The sequence below is a fragment of the Paenibacillus sp. 2RAB27 genome, from assembly GCF_052115445.1.
In the GTDB taxonomy this organism is placed as follows: Bacteria; Bacillota; Bacilli; order Paenibacillales; family NBRC-103111; genus Paenibacillus_E.
This window is the reverse complement of the sequence record NZ_JBFRGR010000013.1, coordinates 14,924-31,394: the sequence shown is the minus strand read 5'-3', so window position 1 is coordinate 31,394 and position 16,471 is coordinate 14,924. Positions and strand designations below refer to the sequence as shown.

At 47.5% G+C, this 16,471-nt stretch carries 13 protein-coding genes; 10 read left to right on the top strand and 3 right to left on the bottom strand.

Annotation, left to right across the window (positions count from 1 at the left end; genetic code table 11):
• Positions 1-25: 25 nt before the first annotated feature.
• The 8 genes from AB4114_RS18420 to AB4114_RS18385 all read left to right on the top strand — a co-directional run bounded on the left by AB4114_RS18420 (position 26) and on the right by AB4114_RS18385 (position 10,340).
• A complete protein-coding gene (locus AB4114_RS18420; protein ID WP_441989787.1) occupies positions 26-1,108 on the top strand; it encodes an enolase C-terminal domain-like protein in 1,083 nt (360 codons plus the stop codon).
• Positions 1,109-1,153: 45 nt separating this feature from the next.
• Positions 1,154-1,627 (top strand): hypothetical protein, encoded by a 474-nt coding sequence (locus AB4114_RS18415; RefSeq protein WP_441989786.1) that lies wholly within the window; start codon positions 1,154-1,156, stop codon positions 1,625-1,627.
• Positions 1,628-1,650: 23 nt separating this feature from the next.
• Complete coding sequence (locus AB4114_RS18410) at positions 1,651-2,496, top strand: DUF455 family protein (protein ID WP_441989785.1); 846 nt, start codon at positions 1,651-1,653, stop codon at positions 2,494-2,496.
• A 34-nt stretch (positions 2,497-2,530) separates the two neighbouring features.
• On the top strand, positions 2,531-3,433 hold the full coding sequence (locus AB4114_RS18405; RefSeq protein ID WP_441989784.1) for an aldo/keto reductase: 903 nt from the start codon (positions 2,531-2,533) through the stop codon (positions 3,431-3,433).
• A 16-nt stretch (positions 3,434-3,449) separates the two neighbouring features.
• Positions 3,450-6,146, top strand: a complete 2,697-nt coding sequence (locus AB4114_RS18400) for a right-handed parallel beta-helix repeat-containing protein (protein WP_441989783.1) — start codon at positions 3,450-3,452, stop codon at positions 6,144-6,146.
• A gap of 14 nt (positions 6,147-6,160) precedes the next feature.
• The gene (locus AB4114_RS18395; protein WP_441989782.1) at positions 6,161-7,600 is read left to right on the top strand and encodes a hypothetical protein; all 1,440 of its coding nucleotides are present in this window, start codon (positions 6,161-6,163) and stop codon (positions 7,598-7,600) included.
• Between the two features lie 46 nt (positions 7,601-7,646).
• A complete protein-coding gene (locus tag AB4114_RS18390; RefSeq protein WP_441989781.1) occupies positions 7,647-9,386 on the top strand; it encodes a DUF5107 domain-containing protein in 1,740 nt (579 codons plus the stop codon).
• A 111-nt stretch (positions 9,387-9,497) separates the two neighbouring features.
• Positions 9,498-10,340: a phytanoyl-CoA dioxygenase family protein gene (locus AB4114_RS18385; RefSeq protein ID WP_441989780.1), complete on the top strand. Its 843-nt coding sequence runs from the start codon at positions 9,498-9,500 to the stop codon at positions 10,338-10,340.
• A 62-nt stretch (positions 10,341-10,402) separates the two neighbouring features.
• On the opposite strand, the gene AB4114_RS18380 is transcribed toward AB4114_RS18385, so the two are convergent.
• Genes AB4114_RS18380 through AB4114_RS18370 form a run of 3 tightly spaced genes read right to left on the bottom strand, consistent with a single transcriptional unit; the run spans position 10,403 to position 13,223 of the window.
• On the bottom strand, positions 10,403-10,690 hold the full coding sequence (locus AB4114_RS18380; protein ID WP_441989779.1) for a DUF6171 family protein: 288 nt from the start codon (positions 10,688-10,690) through the stop codon (positions 10,403-10,405).
• 12 nt (positions 10,691-10,702) lie between these two features.
• Positions 10,703-12,181 carry an alpha-N-arabinofuranosidase gene (locus AB4114_RS18375; protein WP_441989778.1) on the bottom strand — a complete coding sequence of 493 codons (1,479 nt, stop codon included), beginning with the start codon at positions 12,179-12,181 and terminating at the stop codon, positions 10,703-10,705.
• Positions 12,174-13,223 (bottom strand): GntR family transcriptional regulator, encoded by a 1,050-nt coding sequence (locus AB4114_RS18370; RefSeq protein WP_441989777.1) that lies wholly within the window; start codon positions 13,221-13,223, stop codon positions 12,174-12,176. Before AB4114_RS18370 ends, AB4114_RS18375 begins: the two co-directional genes overlap by 8 nt.
• A gap of 1,036 nt (positions 13,224-14,259) precedes the next feature.
• Between AB4114_RS18370 and AB4114_RS18365 the strand changes: the two genes are divergently transcribed.
• Together AB4114_RS18365 and AB4114_RS18360 are read left to right on the top strand one after the other, a co-directional pair.
• On the top strand, positions 14,260-15,348 hold the full coding sequence (locus AB4114_RS18365) for a Gfo/Idh/MocA family protein (protein WP_441989776.1): 1,089 nt from the start codon (positions 14,260-14,262) through the stop codon (positions 15,346-15,348).
• Positions 15,349-15,366: 18 nt separating this feature from the next.
• Complete coding sequence (locus tag AB4114_RS18360) at positions 15,367-16,449, top strand: Gfo/Idh/MocA family protein (RefSeq protein ID WP_441989775.1); 1,083 nt, start codon at positions 15,367-15,369, stop codon at positions 16,447-16,449.
• Positions 16,450-16,471: the final 22 nt, after the last annotated feature.

The window sequence follows — 16,471 nt, the reverse complement described above, 5'->3', positions numbered from 1 at the left end:
ACATCACAAGGAGTGAATCATACAAATGAAAATTATTGACGTCAGAGCATACGGTATCCAAACGCCCGTAACAACCCCGTTTAACTGGCGTAAAGGACTGCCGGGGTCAGGGGCCGTTCGAGAGCAGGGGATTCTGCGCATCATTACCGACGAGGGCATCGAAGGCATTGCCGTGACGCAGCGTGCCGGAATGACGGTCGATTACGTGCAGCGAAGATTGAAGGGGATGCTGATCGGCAAAGACCCGCTGCTCAAAGAGAAGCTCTGGCACGAACTTTGGGAAATGGATCGATTGGAGGAATTTCAGATCATGTACATGGGGCTGGTCGACATGGCGCTCTGGGACATCACAGCGAAAAAAGCCGGCATGCCGCTGTACCAGCTCATTGGCGGAAACAGCGACCGTGTGCAGGCGTATGCCTCCACCGTCACTTATGATACAACGGAACAATTCCTTCAAGTCGCGGATGCCTGTATCGAACGCGGTTATCGAGCGATCAAGCTTCACGCTTGGGGCGATGCACGTAAAGATGCAAAGCTTTGTCAGGATTTGCGCAATCACGTCGGTGAGGAGATCATCCTCATGTACGACGGATCTGCCGGCTTCAACCTGCAAGAGGCGATTTACCTCGGCAAGGCGTTGGAGGAAGCGGATTACCACTGGTACGAAGAACCGATGCGCGAGTTCAGCATATGGAACTACAAGAAGCTGTGTGACGAGCTAACGATTCCTATACTTGCGGCAGAAACGTCCGATGGCTGCCATTATAACGCTGCGGATTTTATTGTGCAGGGTGCTTGCGATATGATCCGCACGGGTACGCTGCTGAAGGGAGGCATCACGGGTTCGCTGCGTATCGCACATCTGGCCGACAGCTTCGGCATGCAAGCCGAAATTCATGGCGGCGATCAAGCGAACGTGCAGTTGGCCTGCGGCATTCCGAACAATTCGTTCTTCGAGGTGCTCGTTTGGGGAACAGGGGATTCAATAGGTTTTGGTTATCCAGATGTGGATAGGGACGGTTACATTTCGGCCCCGCAAGGACCTGGCATCGGCTACACATTCGATTGGGAAGAAATAGAGCGAAAAGCCAATGTTCAGTGCTGACCGCGACCTTGGGGAAAATAAGGACTTTTAGTGGGAGGGAGTCACATGTCAAATCATCCAGATAAATCAAGGTTAGACCATGAGGAGTTTCTATCGACCTCTTTTTCGGATATCAAGGTGGGACAATTTCTGCGACCACAGGACACAGCTAAGCTCCTCAAAGAACTCGTTTGGAACTGCTTCGAACTATCCAGATTGGCATTTGGTTGGATGCCTTCCTTGGAGGACTACKAGTTAAAAATTCAACTGGGCCGCTTTGGTTATTTACATGCCATGCATGCCAAGCAATTAAGCGAGCGTATCGCGGAACTTCCAGATAAGTTGGGGTTCAAGGAGAGATCACCTCAAGCCTTAAGAGAGCTGTATGAACGTGGATCACTTGCGCCAAATTCAGAAACGTTTTTCTATAGTTATTTCATTTTTGTCCGGAATCTGTACGACCGAATAGAGGAATTATCCCTTCGTTTAGACACCATTTTGATGCGCCTACTATGGATGTCCTTGACCTTTTACTTATAAAAAAGCAAGAGCTCTTAACTACGTTGCGAAAACAATTTCAATTTGTTCCATCTGAAAGCGATCAACGACGGCAAATATTCCAAGACTGGAAATTGTATGTGTCGAATCTTTGGCATGCCTATTCAAGTAGGCAGGTATGGCCTCCTGCGCCGGGTGCTCCGCCAGCAGGACCAGTACCAGCGGAAGGCAAACTCGATCCGAGGTTCCCGCACTATTCGCACAAGCCAGATCAATACAAGAAAGCTTATTCCGATCCAGGAATGTCTCCTCTTCAGGACAGCATTCAGCAGATGCATTATATTAACGCTACTGAAATGTCTGCTGCGGAAAGTTTAAGTTATTTATACTACGCAGTACAGAACATGCCTCTTGCATTTTACTTTGACTTAGCTCGTCATTTGTGGGATGAGACCAGACATTTTGCGATGGGGGTAAGAAGGCTTTTTCAGCTTGGTTATTCATTGGATCAGTTTCAATTTTTCAAAAGCGGTCCTGGCAAACAGGTTGAGGATAGCTGGTACGCGGATATGTATGCCAGTCTAACGATGGTTGCGGAGCCATGCTCATTTATCAAAAAGCGTAAAGCAGCGGAAGCTTTCTGGGAGTTTGGAGATGCGCTCTCTGCTATCCATTGTGAATTTGATATGGTGGATGAACGTATGCATGTCGATTTTGGAAAAAGATGGGGCCCTGAGCTTTTCAAAACATTAAAGAATGATCTCATTACCGCGCAAAAGCTTTCGGAGAGAGCTAGATTAATCCGCTTGGAATATCTGGATGTCCCGCTGGAGGAACGTCAGCAAATTGCCATGAACTTTCCGGCATTCTGCGGGTTTTCAACGGTTGAACTGTCTTATTCAAAATATTAATGGAAGCATGACAGTCGTTCAAGGAGTGGTGAACATGGAATATTCCCTATTAGGTAAAACGAACTTCCGCGTATCCAAGTTAGGACTCGGAGGGGCCCCGCTTGGTGGTGATTTTGGAGATACGACGGATGAACAGGCGTTTCGGGTCATTGATGCCGCTCTTGATTTGGGTATTAATTTTATAGATACAGCACCGTTATATGGGCAAGGGGAAAGTGAAAGGAGAATCGGTCAGGGGCTGAAAGGGAAACGAAACCAAGTCATCTTAGCGACCAAAGCGGTGATGCGTGGAGTGCCGTATACGTATGAGAATACCATGAAATCGGTGGAAGAGAGCCTGAAGCGGCTGCAAACGGATTATATTGATTTAATTCAGCTGCACGAGCTGGAGTCGGTCAGTTATGAAGCTGCAATGGAAGGTACTGTGGCTGCATTCTTAAAGCTAAAAAAGGATGGGATTGTTCGTGCAATCGGGGTAAATGCCGGAAATATTGAGCGTCTAATTCCATTTGTGCAGGATGGCCTTATCGATACGATCCAAACCTTCGGAAGGTACACGCTGGTGGACTATACCGCCAAGGATGTACTGCTGCCTTTGGCAAGAGAGAGGAATATCGGCGTCATTCATGGAAGCCCGCTCGGAATGGGCATTTTGACGGAACGACCGGCACCATTTCTTGCTAAGTATCCGGCTTTGCTGGAAGAAGCGATGAAGCGGAAGAATGAGCTGGATTTTCTGCATAAGAACGAACCCAATGGGCTAGTAGAGCCTGCAATGAGATTTAGTTTTTCATGTCCTGATATTGCGGTGACGCTTACAGGTACGACTTCGGTGGATTCATTAACGAGAAACGCTGCTTATTGTGATGGGGTAGGCTTATTATCTGAACATGAAGCTAGGGTTCTATCCTTATTTCAAGGGATGAAATTAATGTAAGGAGAGGAGKGGAAATATGGAAGAAATGAAGGGAAACCACTATTACGTTGCTATAAATGGTGATGACAGCAATGACGGAACTACGGAGCAGAGTCCATTTCGCACGATCAGCCAAGCAGCTCAGAGGATGGAAGCAGGGGATACTTGTTACATTCGGGAGGGCACCTATCGGGAAACGATCATTCCGGCGAATAGCGGCAAGGATGGCGCACCTATCCGTTTCGAAGCTTTTCAGAGAGAGCGGGTTGTAGTGAGCGGCTGTGATGAGATAACGGAATGGATGCCTCATAAAGGCTCAGTTTATAAAGGGAAAGTGACGTGGGATCTACTTGATGGCAGCGGAAATCTGGTTTTCTTCGATGAGGAGCTTGGCATGGAAGCACAATGGCCGACTCTGAAAGACCGACTGGATAAGTCGCAGTATGCAGTTGTGGATGCAGCTACTAATGAATACCCAACCTACACGCTTTATGATAAGGATTTGAAGGCATTTCCTGACGGGCACTGGGATGGAGCTATGGTTGCTTGCGTGAACGGAGTGAGCTACTTTATGTCAACGGCAAGGGTGACAGGCTTCGAAGCCGGCACTTTGTATCATGATCAGTGGGTCAGCTCCGCAGATCATTACCATACGCAGCCAGGTAACCTGTATTTTATTACAAGAACATTGCAAGCGTTGGATACGGAAAAAGAATGGTATTACAACGCTGACGAAAGGATGCTATATATCATTGCTCCAGTCGGGGGGCATCCATCCAGCCATACCGTCGAGGCAAAGCGACGTGACTATGCGTTTGATTTGAGGAATAAGCAGCATATTCAGATTATCGGGGTGGATTGTCGAGGAGCATCGATTACGACGAAAGGTGCGAGCCACTGTCAAATACGGAAATCTCGTATGTATGGGCTAGATCGCTCGTTCGGGTACCGTCAGACGATTTACGGTCGGACCCATGGCATTGAACTTGGTGGATCGGATAATCTAATCCGCGATTGTGAAATTTCCCATTTTGAAGGGATCGGCGTTTATGTTTCGGATGAACGGAATGCAGTAATGAATTGTTATATTCATGACGGCAACTTTGAAGCATCCTATGCGAGCATGATCTGGTTGACAGGCTCTGAGCATAAAGTAAGCCGCTGCACCATAACGAGGGGAGGCCGGACTTCTATATCCGGTGTATTTGCGCGTTCCGTCATTGAATATTGTGATGTGTCCTTTGCAAATGCGCTGACTAAGGATTCAGGCATGATTTACCTGTTTAACCATGACTTTGACAACACACAAATTCATCATAATTGGCTGCATGACAATCTATCTGACCATCTTAGCTTTGGTTTTTATATGGATGCTTGGACGAGTGGTGTAAGCTTTTTTCGCAACGTGATTTGGAACATTCCCGAACGGGGCATGGTGCTCAATCGTCCTATTCAGCGAACACTCATTTATAACAATACGTTTTACCGTAAGGCGATAGCGGATTCTTCGGTCTTCTGTTTCGATGATATGTACGGTACGCATATGGTGAACAATCTTTTTGCAGATGGAGAAATTCGCCGATGGGGTAACCACAGTGTGGTGTCACATAACCGATTTGATGTCGATCCGTGCTTCGTGGATGCAGAGCGTGGTGATTTCAGACTTCGTCCGGAATCACCTGCCATCGGAAAAGGGACTTTTGTAGCTGGCGTGACGGATAGTTATACAGGCGAAGCTCCGGATGTGGGCGCATATGAATGGGGCGGAGAAGGTTGGATTCCTGGACATGATTTCAGCAGTGCGCAGGAAACCAAGGAAACCGGAGGGAAGGTCATCGCATTGGATCATGAAAGCCGAATCCGTAATGGTGGCTTCGAAACGGGTGCATTGGCTCCATGGAGGACGGCCACGGGCTCACCCCGCATTGTGTTCGAGTGTGCATGGGATTATAGCAGGAATGGTGCATACCCGTCAGTAGTTCGCAGCAATAAATATGCTGCTGTCCTTCATACGGGAGATCGTATCGAGCAATTCATTGAGGGATTAAAGCCGAATACGACTTATATGTTTTATGCGGGCATCAAATCCGGAGGAGAGTACCGATTGGCGACAGAGCATTCGGAACGGTCCTCTAACGGATTGTGGGATAAGGAGCCAGATGGCAATTGGGCTATTTACCGTGATGTCCGATATGTCGGCCCGTGGAAATCTGAGGAGTGGTTAAAGTTTTCGGACATTGATTTCGGTTCTCCAGGTAAATATGACATCCTTTCCATCGGGTTAAATAAGATGATTGGCCCTGTTACGATTGAGGTCAGGATCGATCGATTTAATGGCGAATTGATTGGAGCCATCGTTCAAAAGACGGATTATAATGCGACTTGGAATTACTTCGGTACACCGCTCAGCCTCATTGGAGGCGTGCATGATGTGTATTTGGTTTTTTCAGGGGAAGGACAGTGTTTGGTTCATAATCTCGTGATTCATAATTCGTTTCGTGCCGCCACAGCCCGGATGTCCGTTAGTGGACATGATGCGGAAGAGGTACAACTTACCGTGAACCGCTGGAATTGGGAAAGCACGATGTCCGAGCTGTATTTCACGACGGGTGAGGGTAGGACATCTGCAACAGTGGCTATAGAGAATCTTGGAGGGCAAACCGTTATGGGGCTGCCAGGACACAATATTTATGTAGATGATTGCGGTTTATGGATCAAACCGCAGCAAATCTGAGAAGAGGTGCGATAATGAAACCCCATGCAGGTGCGTTAGCGAATTGGTTACTATCGTGGGTTCAGGATCATGGAGCGATTTACGGGTTTCATAATCATTCCGTATGGGGATCGAATCCGTATAGATGGAGTGATTTCACATGCGGTCACAGTACATGGGCTAGTCCGCTGCTCCCCTCCTTAGCATTAATGCTGCAGCAGAAACGGGATTCAGAACTGGAAGATACCTTGCTGCGTCTCATACAGTTTCAAACAGAATCTTTTCAAATGGATGGTCAATATGCACATATCGGCTTCCAAATGGGTGAGAGTCTTTCGGTCGGATTAATTCATAATATGATGCCTAACGTTTCTCTTGGATTGACAGCCTGGTATGCGAAAGATTGGCTTCCCGAAGCCTATATGCAGCGAATACGCAGCAGCATGTCCGCTACTATGGATGCCTGTGACAGGCATTATCCCTTTGGCATCATGTATACGAATGGTAGAGCGATCAGCAATCAGGAATATGCCCGTTTATGGGGTAAGCTCCTATACGTGAAGGTTTTCGATGATCAGCGGTGGGGTGCAGAGCTTCAACGTCAACTGGATAAGATGATAAAGGATTTTCATTTTATCGGACTTCCGGATCAAAATTGTACGGCTTCTTACAGATATGCTGGGGATGCATCAAGCACAGAGCCAGCAGAATATTACGGGCTGCTGATTGCGCCACTTGTATTGGCCTATGAGATGTATGGGCAAAAGAAATACTTGGAGCAAGCTGGTGCGCTATGCCGCCATTTGGCACGCTCAGCTTGGTATGATAGTTTAGGACAAATTCGACTGCACCGCGTCTATTATCACTCCGGGAGCAGTTGGGTCAAAATCAATGAACCCATGCTGATTGCCGGCATGGGCATGTCCTTATTTGGTATCTATCAGTACTTGGCAAAACAGGAGGATGCAGAGCTCACTGCCTTCCTAAAGAAATGTGATCGCACTTATGCGACCTATCAGAACCCTCGGGGGTATTTTGCTTCCGCTACAGGTTGGCACAATGAAGCGGACATAGCCCCGAGCAGCGCCTGGCACAGCCATGATTTATTATATTTAGTCGCCCGCCATGGGGCAGATGAAGACGTTTGGCGCGACATGAACCAACCATACAATCAAATCTCCGTCCTGCTTGGAGACCGCTGCATATGGATGGAGCATAATCGTCATTGGACGATTACGGATTACCAGTCCATGGATGTCTATCAGCTGCTGGGGCACAAGGATGAACCGCGGTTTGGCCGCGATATGAGCTGGGTCGGCGGGGAGCGTAATCTGCCCAGCCATTTTAACTTCGCGAATCGGCCAGTATTCGTAAAGACGGATGAGGGTATATTCTTACGGAAGGGCGAGTTTACGGAACAAGATATACAGCTGTCATCGGTAGCTTCAGTACCTTATTTGGGGTTATGGTCTTAGTAGAATGGACAGTATTGAAAAATCTGCAAGGGAGGGGGATCGTCGCATGCTGGAGATTCGAGCATTTATGGATGTATTACTAACACACMCTATAGTGAGTGCTGGACCTATTCCAACCGCACAAGATCCGGATGGGGTTTATCCTTATGAGAGTTACGCAGAGACGAGCCGCCGCCCTATCATCAAAACGTATCAGTTCCTTACCATGGAGAATGATCGAATAAAGGTAACTGTTTGTCCTGATCTGGGAGGCAAGGTGTATTCCTTAATCCATAAAGCTTCAGGCAAGGAGGCGCTTTATTCAATTCCAGTGATCCGACCCATACGGATACTGCCCAGGCAATTTTTTATTGGCGGGGGGATTGAAGTTAGCTTTCCGATATCCCATTCACCGGTGCAGATCGTGCCTGTTCACTTTCAAACCTTAGCAACAGTCAATAGGTTATTCATTTGGTGCGGGGAGCGGGAAGCTCGTTTTGGGATGCAGTGGACCGTTGAGTATTCACTGGGGGAAGACGATGATTTCTTGACACAACGAACCTATTTCTATAATCCCACGTCCGAGCCGCATCCCTGGATGTCATGGTCCAATGCTGGAGTACCCGCTCATGCGGACACTGAATTTTGGTTTCCAAATGGACCGGTGCTTTCACATGGCGATGAGATGAGAACGATCGATTGGGCTGTAGAGGGACCGAGAAAGCAGGAAGAGATCGATCGGATGATCGGTTTTTTCTGGCGCGAGCCGGACTGTCAGGCGTTTGGTGTATATACACCAAGCATCGGAAGCGGTTTATTCCATGTCGCAGACCACCGGATAACGCCTGGCATCAAATTATGGTCGGATGGCACTGGCAAACATGAAAAGTGGATTACCCAATACACGATAAATGGGGAGCAGTGTTTAGAGATTCAAGCAGGACCCATTATGGATCAATCGATTAAGAACATGCTGGATCCTGGAGCTTCACATGTCCATTTGGAGTTTTGGATTCCGACGGATCGACGCTTAGACATTCATTCTTTGCCGGTTCCTGTTGTAGACCTGCCAGCTCAAGGGCATATCCCCTTATTCGGTTTTGCTCGCCCACATGAATCGGAGCTATGGGAGTGGGTCGTGGAGGCTTACTGTAAGCAGAAGCCGGAGCTTCTTCCTCTTCCTCCTGGCTTAGACGACAATCGATGGGCCATATCTGGCTATGAAGAGTTGGAGGAGGCGCTTCGTTGGGCAGCAGCGGTTCAACCAGACCAATACACCTCATGGAAAATGCAATTAGGTGCATGGTATGCAGGGAAAGACCGGATTGCCGAGGCACTCACGGAGCTTGAAGCTTCGGGAGAAGACAGGGCATTGGCGCTGGCGGCTCGGTTATATCGGCGAAATGTAGGAGATGTATTCAAAGCTGCTGCATGTTACCGGAGAATCCGTTCACGGGTATTCGCTTTACATCCGCAAGTGACGTTTGAAAGAGATGTGACCTTAGCTGGTATTGGAGCGGAAACTCTTGAGGAGCGGGCATATTGGCTAGCTCAAACGAGTGCTTTGCAGGATGAATGGTTAGTGGAGCGGCGTGCAGCATTATTGGTGGATCAAGGGAAATTCGAGGAAGCGAAACAATTGCTTCAGTATACCGTCTTCCAATTGGTTCATCAGCGCTATGCACGCACGAAGCTCTGGCTTCGCATAATGGAGGGGCTGGGTGATCCAAATCAAGAGGTGCCTTCTTCGTTAGGTGAGGACGATTTATTTGAATTCGGTGCTTATAGGGAATATCAAGAGGACTAGTGTCTGAAATTCAGTTGTTTTTGACAAATCAATAACCTTGTTTGACAAAGATTATTAGGGACGAGGATCCTATACTTAAACTATAAATAGACAAATTGAGGTGCATAGCGTATGAGTAATCTAGAGGCGAATCAAGTCCACGCATTGCCATTGTTAGAAGACAGTTACACGTTGTCGCAAGAGCAGCAGGAAAGCTATCAACGAGATGGCCATATCGTTCTTCGCGGAGTAGCGAACGAAGCCGAGATCAATATCTATGAACCGATTATCTCCGACTTGGTGAAAATGTTGAACAACCAAGATAAACCGCTGGATCAACGTGATACGTATGGGAAGGCGTTTATCCAAATTTCGAATTTATGGGAACAAAGTGAAGCGATTCAACGTTTTGTTTTTGCTAAGCGATTTGCCCAAATTGCCGCTGACTTAATGGGCGTTGATGGCGTTCGTATGTATCATGATCAAGCGTTGTTTAAGGAACCGCACGGCGGTCATACGCCTTGGCATCAAGATCAAATTTACTGGCCGCTTGATACGGATAAGACGATTACAATGTGGATGCCGCTTGTGCCGATCTCGGAGGATGTGGGGTCGATGACGTTTGCTTCGGAATCTCATCTCATGGGCTACATTAATAAGATGGTTATTTCGGATGAATCCCATCGTACGCTGGCAGGCTATATCGAGGGGAAAGGGTTCGAAACCAAATCGCACGGTGCGATGGCTGCTGGGGATGCGACGTTTCATGCGGGATGGACACTGCATAGCGCCCCTGGAAATCCGACGGATACGATGCGCAAAGTCATGACCGTCATTTATTATGCAGATGGTTTGCGAATTGCAGAACCGGATAGTAAAGCACGTGAGAGTGATTTGAAAAGGTGGTTCCCTGGCTTGCAGCCTGGGGAGCTAGCTGCTTCTGAGCTGAATCCATTGTTATATAGCCGCAAATAAGTATAAAGATCGCTTGCCCACTGTTTAAGTGAGGAAGCGATCTTTTGTTTAAGCGTGCCAGGTTACCACTTGCTCCCATGTGGGGAAGGGCAGCGCGCGCTGCTAAGTTTAGCTTTGATACCCATCAAGCAGCCGCAATGGCGGCAAGTTGTACCGTAATGATAGTCGCTGCAGCTGGTGCAGACCGCGATACGGCGATCATATTCGGCCTCCGTTGTCAGCTTCAGGTTACGCACACGTAGCGTTTCGCCGAAAAGCTGGGCGATTTCTTCAGGTGTCACGTGAACAGAGGCTGAACACCCTTTGCAATCTGAACCGGCTTCTGAACGTGTTCTAGCTGAAGTATCCATTACGCAGCACTCCTACTGTAGACAAAGTGTGACCACGGAGCGGGCAGGAAGGGTCACAAGCAGCACGTCATTTTCGACCCGATAATCGGTAAAAGGTAGTGTGTTCACTGCATTAGGCTCTTCGAACGTATTGTGCGCATCCATCGTATCCGAGGTGATAACCAATCCTGAGATCGCTCTACCAAAGTGTCCCTTGATGTCGCACTGGACTTCAAGCGTTTCGGCATGATGCAAATTACAAAGGGATATATGTAGCTGGTTGTCTGCATTTAATGAAGCGGATGCGCTAAGTTGATCGATTTGTTTGCCATCCATTTCATAGGAAGGGCTCACCGCTTCTGTAGCAATATAGCTGGCATCTTGATGCACTTTGTACATATCGAACACATGATAAGTCGGAGTAAGCAGCATATCTGCACCCTCTGTAAGAATGACCGATTGCAATACATTGACAACCTGCGCAATATTGGCCATACGTACACGATCACTGTGGTGATGGAAAAGATTTAAATTAACGCCTGCGACGAGCGCATCGCGAATCGTATTTTGCTGATAAAGGAATCCAGGGTTCGTGCCAGGCTCTACATTGTACCAAGTGCCCCATTCGTCCACGATTAAGGCGACTCTTTTGTCAGGATCATAGGTGTTCATTATGGCCGAATGACGAGTAATAAGTTCATCCATGTATAGGGTTTTCTCTAGCGTGTTGAACCAGTCTTGTTCATTGAAATCTGTTGCTGAGCCTTTATCTTTCCAGACGCCAGTAGGCAAGGTATAGTAATGAAGACTGATACCATCCATATATTTCGTCGCTTCGCGCATCAAGACTTCGGTCCAATTGTAATCAGCGCTATTGGCGCCACAGGCGATTTTGAAAATCTTATTATCCCCGTAGTTCCTTACATAGCAAGCGTATCTACGATATAAATCAGCATAGTATTCAGGACGCATGTCGCCACCACAGCCCCAATTCTCGTTGCCTACGCCAAAATATGTGAGCTTCCACGGCTTCTCACGGCCGTTTTCTTGACGCCAGTTCGCCATCGGGGACTCGCCGTCGAAAGTCATATATTCTACCCATTCCGACATTTCCGCCACGGTACCGCTTCCAACATTACCGCTAATATAAGGTTCAGCGCCAATCAATTCGCATAAACGTAGGAACTCGTGCGTGCCGAAATGGTTATTCTCGAGAACACCGCCCCAGTGCGTATTGATCATCCGCTTACGTTTCTCTGCTGGGCCGACACCATCTTTCCAGTGATACTCATCAGCAAAGCAGCCGCCAGGCCAGCGGAGAACCGGAATTTGCAGTTTTTTCAGCGCTTCAAGTACATCGTTACGCATACCTTCCGTATTGGGAATAGGAGAGTCGAGTCCAACCCAGATGCCCTCATAAATACAACGTCCTAGATGCTCAGAGAAATGACCGTAAATATTTCGATTAATCGTTTGCAATGGTGAATCCGCGTGAATCGTCAGCTTAGCCATGAAAGGTATCTACTCCTTCGTGTTTCAAATTAATATGGGAAACCGACTCTCGACTGATCATTGCAGCCGAAAGTATGATTTGCTCCTTGCTGTTTGAAGCATCAGCATGATGACGGTGAATGGCGGAAAGCAGTTCCTCGACGAGATGCTTGGCATCCAAGCTAAATGTCGTCAGCCTTGGCGATATTTGAGCGGCAAGCGGGATATCATCACAGCCGATGATGGATACGTCGTCCGGAATGGCGCGGCCATTCTCTCGAAGGCCCTGCATGCAACCGGCAGCCATCCAATCATTCACGGCGAAAATCGCATTCGGCAGCTCAGCTGTAAGCAGAAGGTCCGCTGCTCGGCGGCCGCCTTCCCAGTTCATTTTCTCCGTAATGACTTGGACTTGTACGTCTTTCGTCTGACAATAGGCAAGGAAGCCTTGCTTGCGAAGCCTGGAAGAATCGTACTTATCTGGCCCTGCCAGTAGGGTGAACGAGCGATGTCCTGCATCGTACAGCGTTTTGGCCGCTTTGCTGCCGATCCGATCATCATCAAAATATATTTGGATGATATCTTCCCGATGGGCATAACGCTGAATGGAGAAAAGCTGGCCAGCCGTCGTTTTGAGCCGATCTAATTGCTCGTCATCCATCTGTCCGATTAGAATGAGCGGGCTCTTAGGTGCAGCTTCGCGTGGCAGATCGGGGTGCACCATGGAAATTTTGATAGCTTGCTTGGAAGCTAAATTCGTAATTTCGACAAGGAAATTCGTGTAGTAGGGGTCATTTCCTTTGATATCCGATGAACACATAACATATAGCGTGTCCATAAGCACAGCCGGAACGATGTAGGTTCCTTTGCCAATTAGTTGAACAAGAAGGCCTTCTTGGACTAAGGTCTTGATCGCTGCGCGCACGCTTACCCTGCTTGCTTCGAAGGTTTCGGCCAAATCTCGCTCAGATGGAATCTTGACGAGTTGATCCTTTTGTATGGATCGAATTTGCACACGAAGTTGTTCGATAAGTCTTTCTTTGATAAGTGGAGATTTCTCCATGTGACCAAACCACCATTCTGGGTGATACCATTTTGAATCTATATAATACCAATAAGATACCACGAGGGGCGTGGGGGAGTCTAGGATTATTTTTCTTTGTGAACTGTAACTTAAAATGTCGCTGATTGGAAGGTGAAATGTCGTTGTATTTGAACATAAATGTCGCTAAGCTCATGCCTCGATGGTGCAGGCTTTTTTGCATTTTTTTGAGATTATTTTTGGTTTGATTTATGTCCAGAAATTTGGTATTTCTACTCGTAAGCTAGGTGATTGAAAATTGAACATAAAATGTCATTTTATTCAAAATTTGAATTGTTTCATAACTACGGATTGTAAATAAAGCAGCTAGAGGTTGTTTGGAAAGGATGATACGAGATCTCACAGGGAAGCAAGAAAACAAAAAACAAAAGAAAAAACCACAGTTGTCAGTAAGCAATTATCTACTGTCGAAGCAGACAGTGAAGTATATATGTTTGACCTGTTTGGAGAGCGAAAACATACCGCTTAAAGTTGTGCAGGATTTTGACAGAATGGATCAAGGTGATCCTACGGTCCCCCCGCAATTCACATGAGAAAGATGTGAAGGGGCCATGTATGCAGAGTAATACCAAGGTATTCGTGGATATGAGTACAGAATTACCGATGTATGTACAACCTAAAAGGACTGTTAGGATGAACTTTCCTGACGGTTTTTCTTATTGTTAGTCCAGGATGCTTACCATAAGATGAACAAGAAAAATTAATTTTTGGGTATAGTTCGGCACGAAAAGGGAACAGGAAGAAAAAATGATCAATACTAACACTTCAGGCTAGATAAATATGCATGTAAATGAAAATATTTTCCGAAATTATAATGGTAACGAAAATAATTTACAATATTCAAAATTCATGATACTGTTATTTATGCAGCGGGCTTTYGGAAAATGGCAGCGTTTTCAACAATATAAATCAAGGTCATATCATTGGCGGACTCTACGATAACGATCCGCACAACATTTTTGAGCAGTTTTTAAATCATTGCAGAGGGGATAAAGGGATGAAAATTGTTCGTTTTGGAGTTGTTGGCAGCGGCTATTTTGGCGGGGAGCTAGCGAGGGCATTGAATCGCTTAGAGGGGGCGCGGGTTGTTGCCGTTCATGGAGGAAGCAGGGCGGCCTCGTTGTCCGAGGAGCTGCAATGTGAAGCGATTGATCGCTTGGAGGACTTGGTAAATCGGGATAATATCGATGCGATTATAGTGGCCTCCCCGAATAATATTCATAAAGAACCGGTTATTCAAGCTGCGAAGCAGGGAAAGCATGTTTTTTGCGAAAAACCGATCGCCCTTACGTTGAGCGATTGCGAAGATATGGTCGAGGCGTGCCGGGAGTCCGGCGTTGTGTTTATGGCGGGTCATATCATGCATTTTATGAACGGCGTAAGCCAAGTAAAACAATGGATTGCAGATGGTGAGATCGGTCGACCAATCGTTTGCCATTCGGAACGAACCGGCTGGGAGGACAAGCAGACAACCGTCTGCTGGAAGAAAAACAATGCGACCTCCGGAGGGCATCTGTTTCACCACATTCACGAGCTTGATTTTGTACAAGCCATAATGGGACCGGCGGTTTCGGTTTGCATGGCCGGAGGCAACTTGGCACATCATGGTGAAGGCTTCGGCGACGAAGAGGATGTCTTGTTGCTGACATTGAAATTCGCAGGCGGCACGCTCGGCACGATGCAATACGGCTCTGGATTTCGTTGGGGTGGACACTTTGTCAAAATTAACGGTACGGAAGGCGCCATTCTTCTCGATTTGCAAAACTCAAAGGTCCAGTTGAATAAAGGTGGACATGTCGACACCCGCAATTTGAATGAATCCGCCGAGGAGGATCGGGAACGTGCGCAGTCGTATCAAAAAGTCGACGGTGGTGTAGCCTATGGGACTGCTGCTTCGAGGGCGCCGGGATGGCTAGTGACGCTGATCGAGAAGGAAATGGCGGCGTTCCGCGACGCCGTGCAAGGGAAGCCGGTACAGGAAAGCTTGCGATCCTTATTTGATGGAACTGCAGCTACAACATCTATTGCTACAGCCGAGGCGGCTATCACTTCTCTTCGAGAGAAGAAATGGGTCTCGTTGCCATAGAACAAGGGAGGTAAAGCTATGTCTTTGTTGAGGTTTGGCGTTATCGGATGCGGGAATTTTGGAGCTGAATTTGCCAGAATATTGAATGACTTGGAAGGAACGAGAACGGTCGCTGTAGTTGGCGGAGAGGATGATAGCGCCAAGCTTCTATCGGAAGAGCTGCATTGTGAAACAGCGGCAAGCGTCGAAGAGCTGGTCGCCCGCGATGATGTGGATGCGGTCATTGTGGCAAGTCCGAATTACCTTCACAAGCAGCACGTCATACTTGCGGCTCAGCATGGAAAACACGTGTTTTGCGAAAAGCCCGTGGCGCTGTCTTATTCTGATTGCGAGGAAATGATGGAATCTTGCCGGAAATCCTCGGTTCATATGATGGCCGGACACATCCTTCATTTCATGAGTGGAGTACGTCAAGTCAAGCGATTGATTGCTACCGGTGGAATCGGAAAACCGATCATATCGCACGCGGAACGGACAGGTTGGCAGGATAAGCAAGCTGGAAGCGGCTGGAAGCATGATCAAGTAAAGACCGGAGGGGATTTGTTTCATTTCATTCACGAGCTGGATCTTGTGCAAACGTTTCTTGGGGCGACTGTTTCCGTATTTTTGGCGAGTTCATGCGTGGAACCAGCACATAATGTTTCGAGCAAACCGGATCACTTGATGTTGACGATGGAGTTTTCAAACGGAGCTTTAGGTACGATGCAATATGGTTCAGGGTTCAGATGGGGCGAGCACTTTGTCAAAATCAACGGGACGGAAGGCGCTGTACTCTTTGACTTTAAACGATCTGAAATCGTCGTTCAAACAAAAAACGGGATTGAAACGTTTGGCATTAACGGACAAAGGGATGAAGATGAGGACCGTGCCAGCGGCTACAGGCAAATGGAGGGTAAAATTGTATACACAAGCCCGACAATCCGACCGCCTCTTTTTTTAAGGCAACCGATGAGATTGGAAATGGTTTGCTTTCGCGATGCGATTTCAGGCAAGCAGGTGGATCCGGCGTATATCACTCTTTTCGACGGGACTGCAGCGCGCTCTTCAATCGCGACCGCTGAGGCCGCAATGCTCTCACTTAAGGAGCAATCCTGGATATGATCCCGTTAAGGATAAGAGGATT

Coding starts and splice junctions, on each gene's coding strand:
- AB4114_RS18420 (WP_441989787.1), top strand. CDS start 26: ATGAAAATTATTGACGTCAGAGCATACGGTATCCAAACGCCCGTAACA.
- AB4114_RS18405 (WP_441989784.1), top strand. CDS start 2,531: ATGGAATATTCCCTATTAGGTAAAACGAACTTCCGCGTATCCAAGTTA.
- AB4114_RS18400 (WP_441989783.1), top strand. CDS start 3,450: ATGGAAGAAATGAAGGGAAACCACTATTACGTTGCTATAAATGGTGAT.
- AB4114_RS18395 (WP_441989782.1), top strand. CDS start 6,161: ATGAAACCCCATGCAGGTGCGTTAGCGAATTGGTTACTATCGTGGGTT.
- AB4114_RS18385 (WP_441989780.1), top strand. CDS start 9,498: ATGAGTAATCTAGAGGCGAATCAAGTCCACGCATTGCCATTGTTAGAA.
- AB4114_RS18380 (WP_441989779.1), bottom strand. CDS start 10,690: ATGGATACTTCAGCTAGAACACGTTCAGAAGCCGGTTCAGATTGCAAA.
- AB4114_RS18375 (WP_441989778.1), bottom strand. CDS start 12,181: ATGGCTAAGCTGACGATTCACGCGGATTCACCATTGCAAACGATTAAT.
- AB4114_RS18370 (WP_441989777.1), bottom strand. CDS start 13,223: ATGGAGAAATCTCCACTTATCAAAGAAAGACTTATCGAACAACTTCGT.
- AB4114_RS18365 (WP_441989776.1), top strand. CDS start 14,260: ATGAAAATTGTTCGTTTTGGAGTTGTTGGCAGCGGCTATTTTGGCGGG.
- AB4114_RS18360 (WP_441989775.1), top strand. CDS start 15,367: ATGTCTTTGTTGAGGTTTGGCGTTATCGGATGCGGGAATTTTGGAGCT.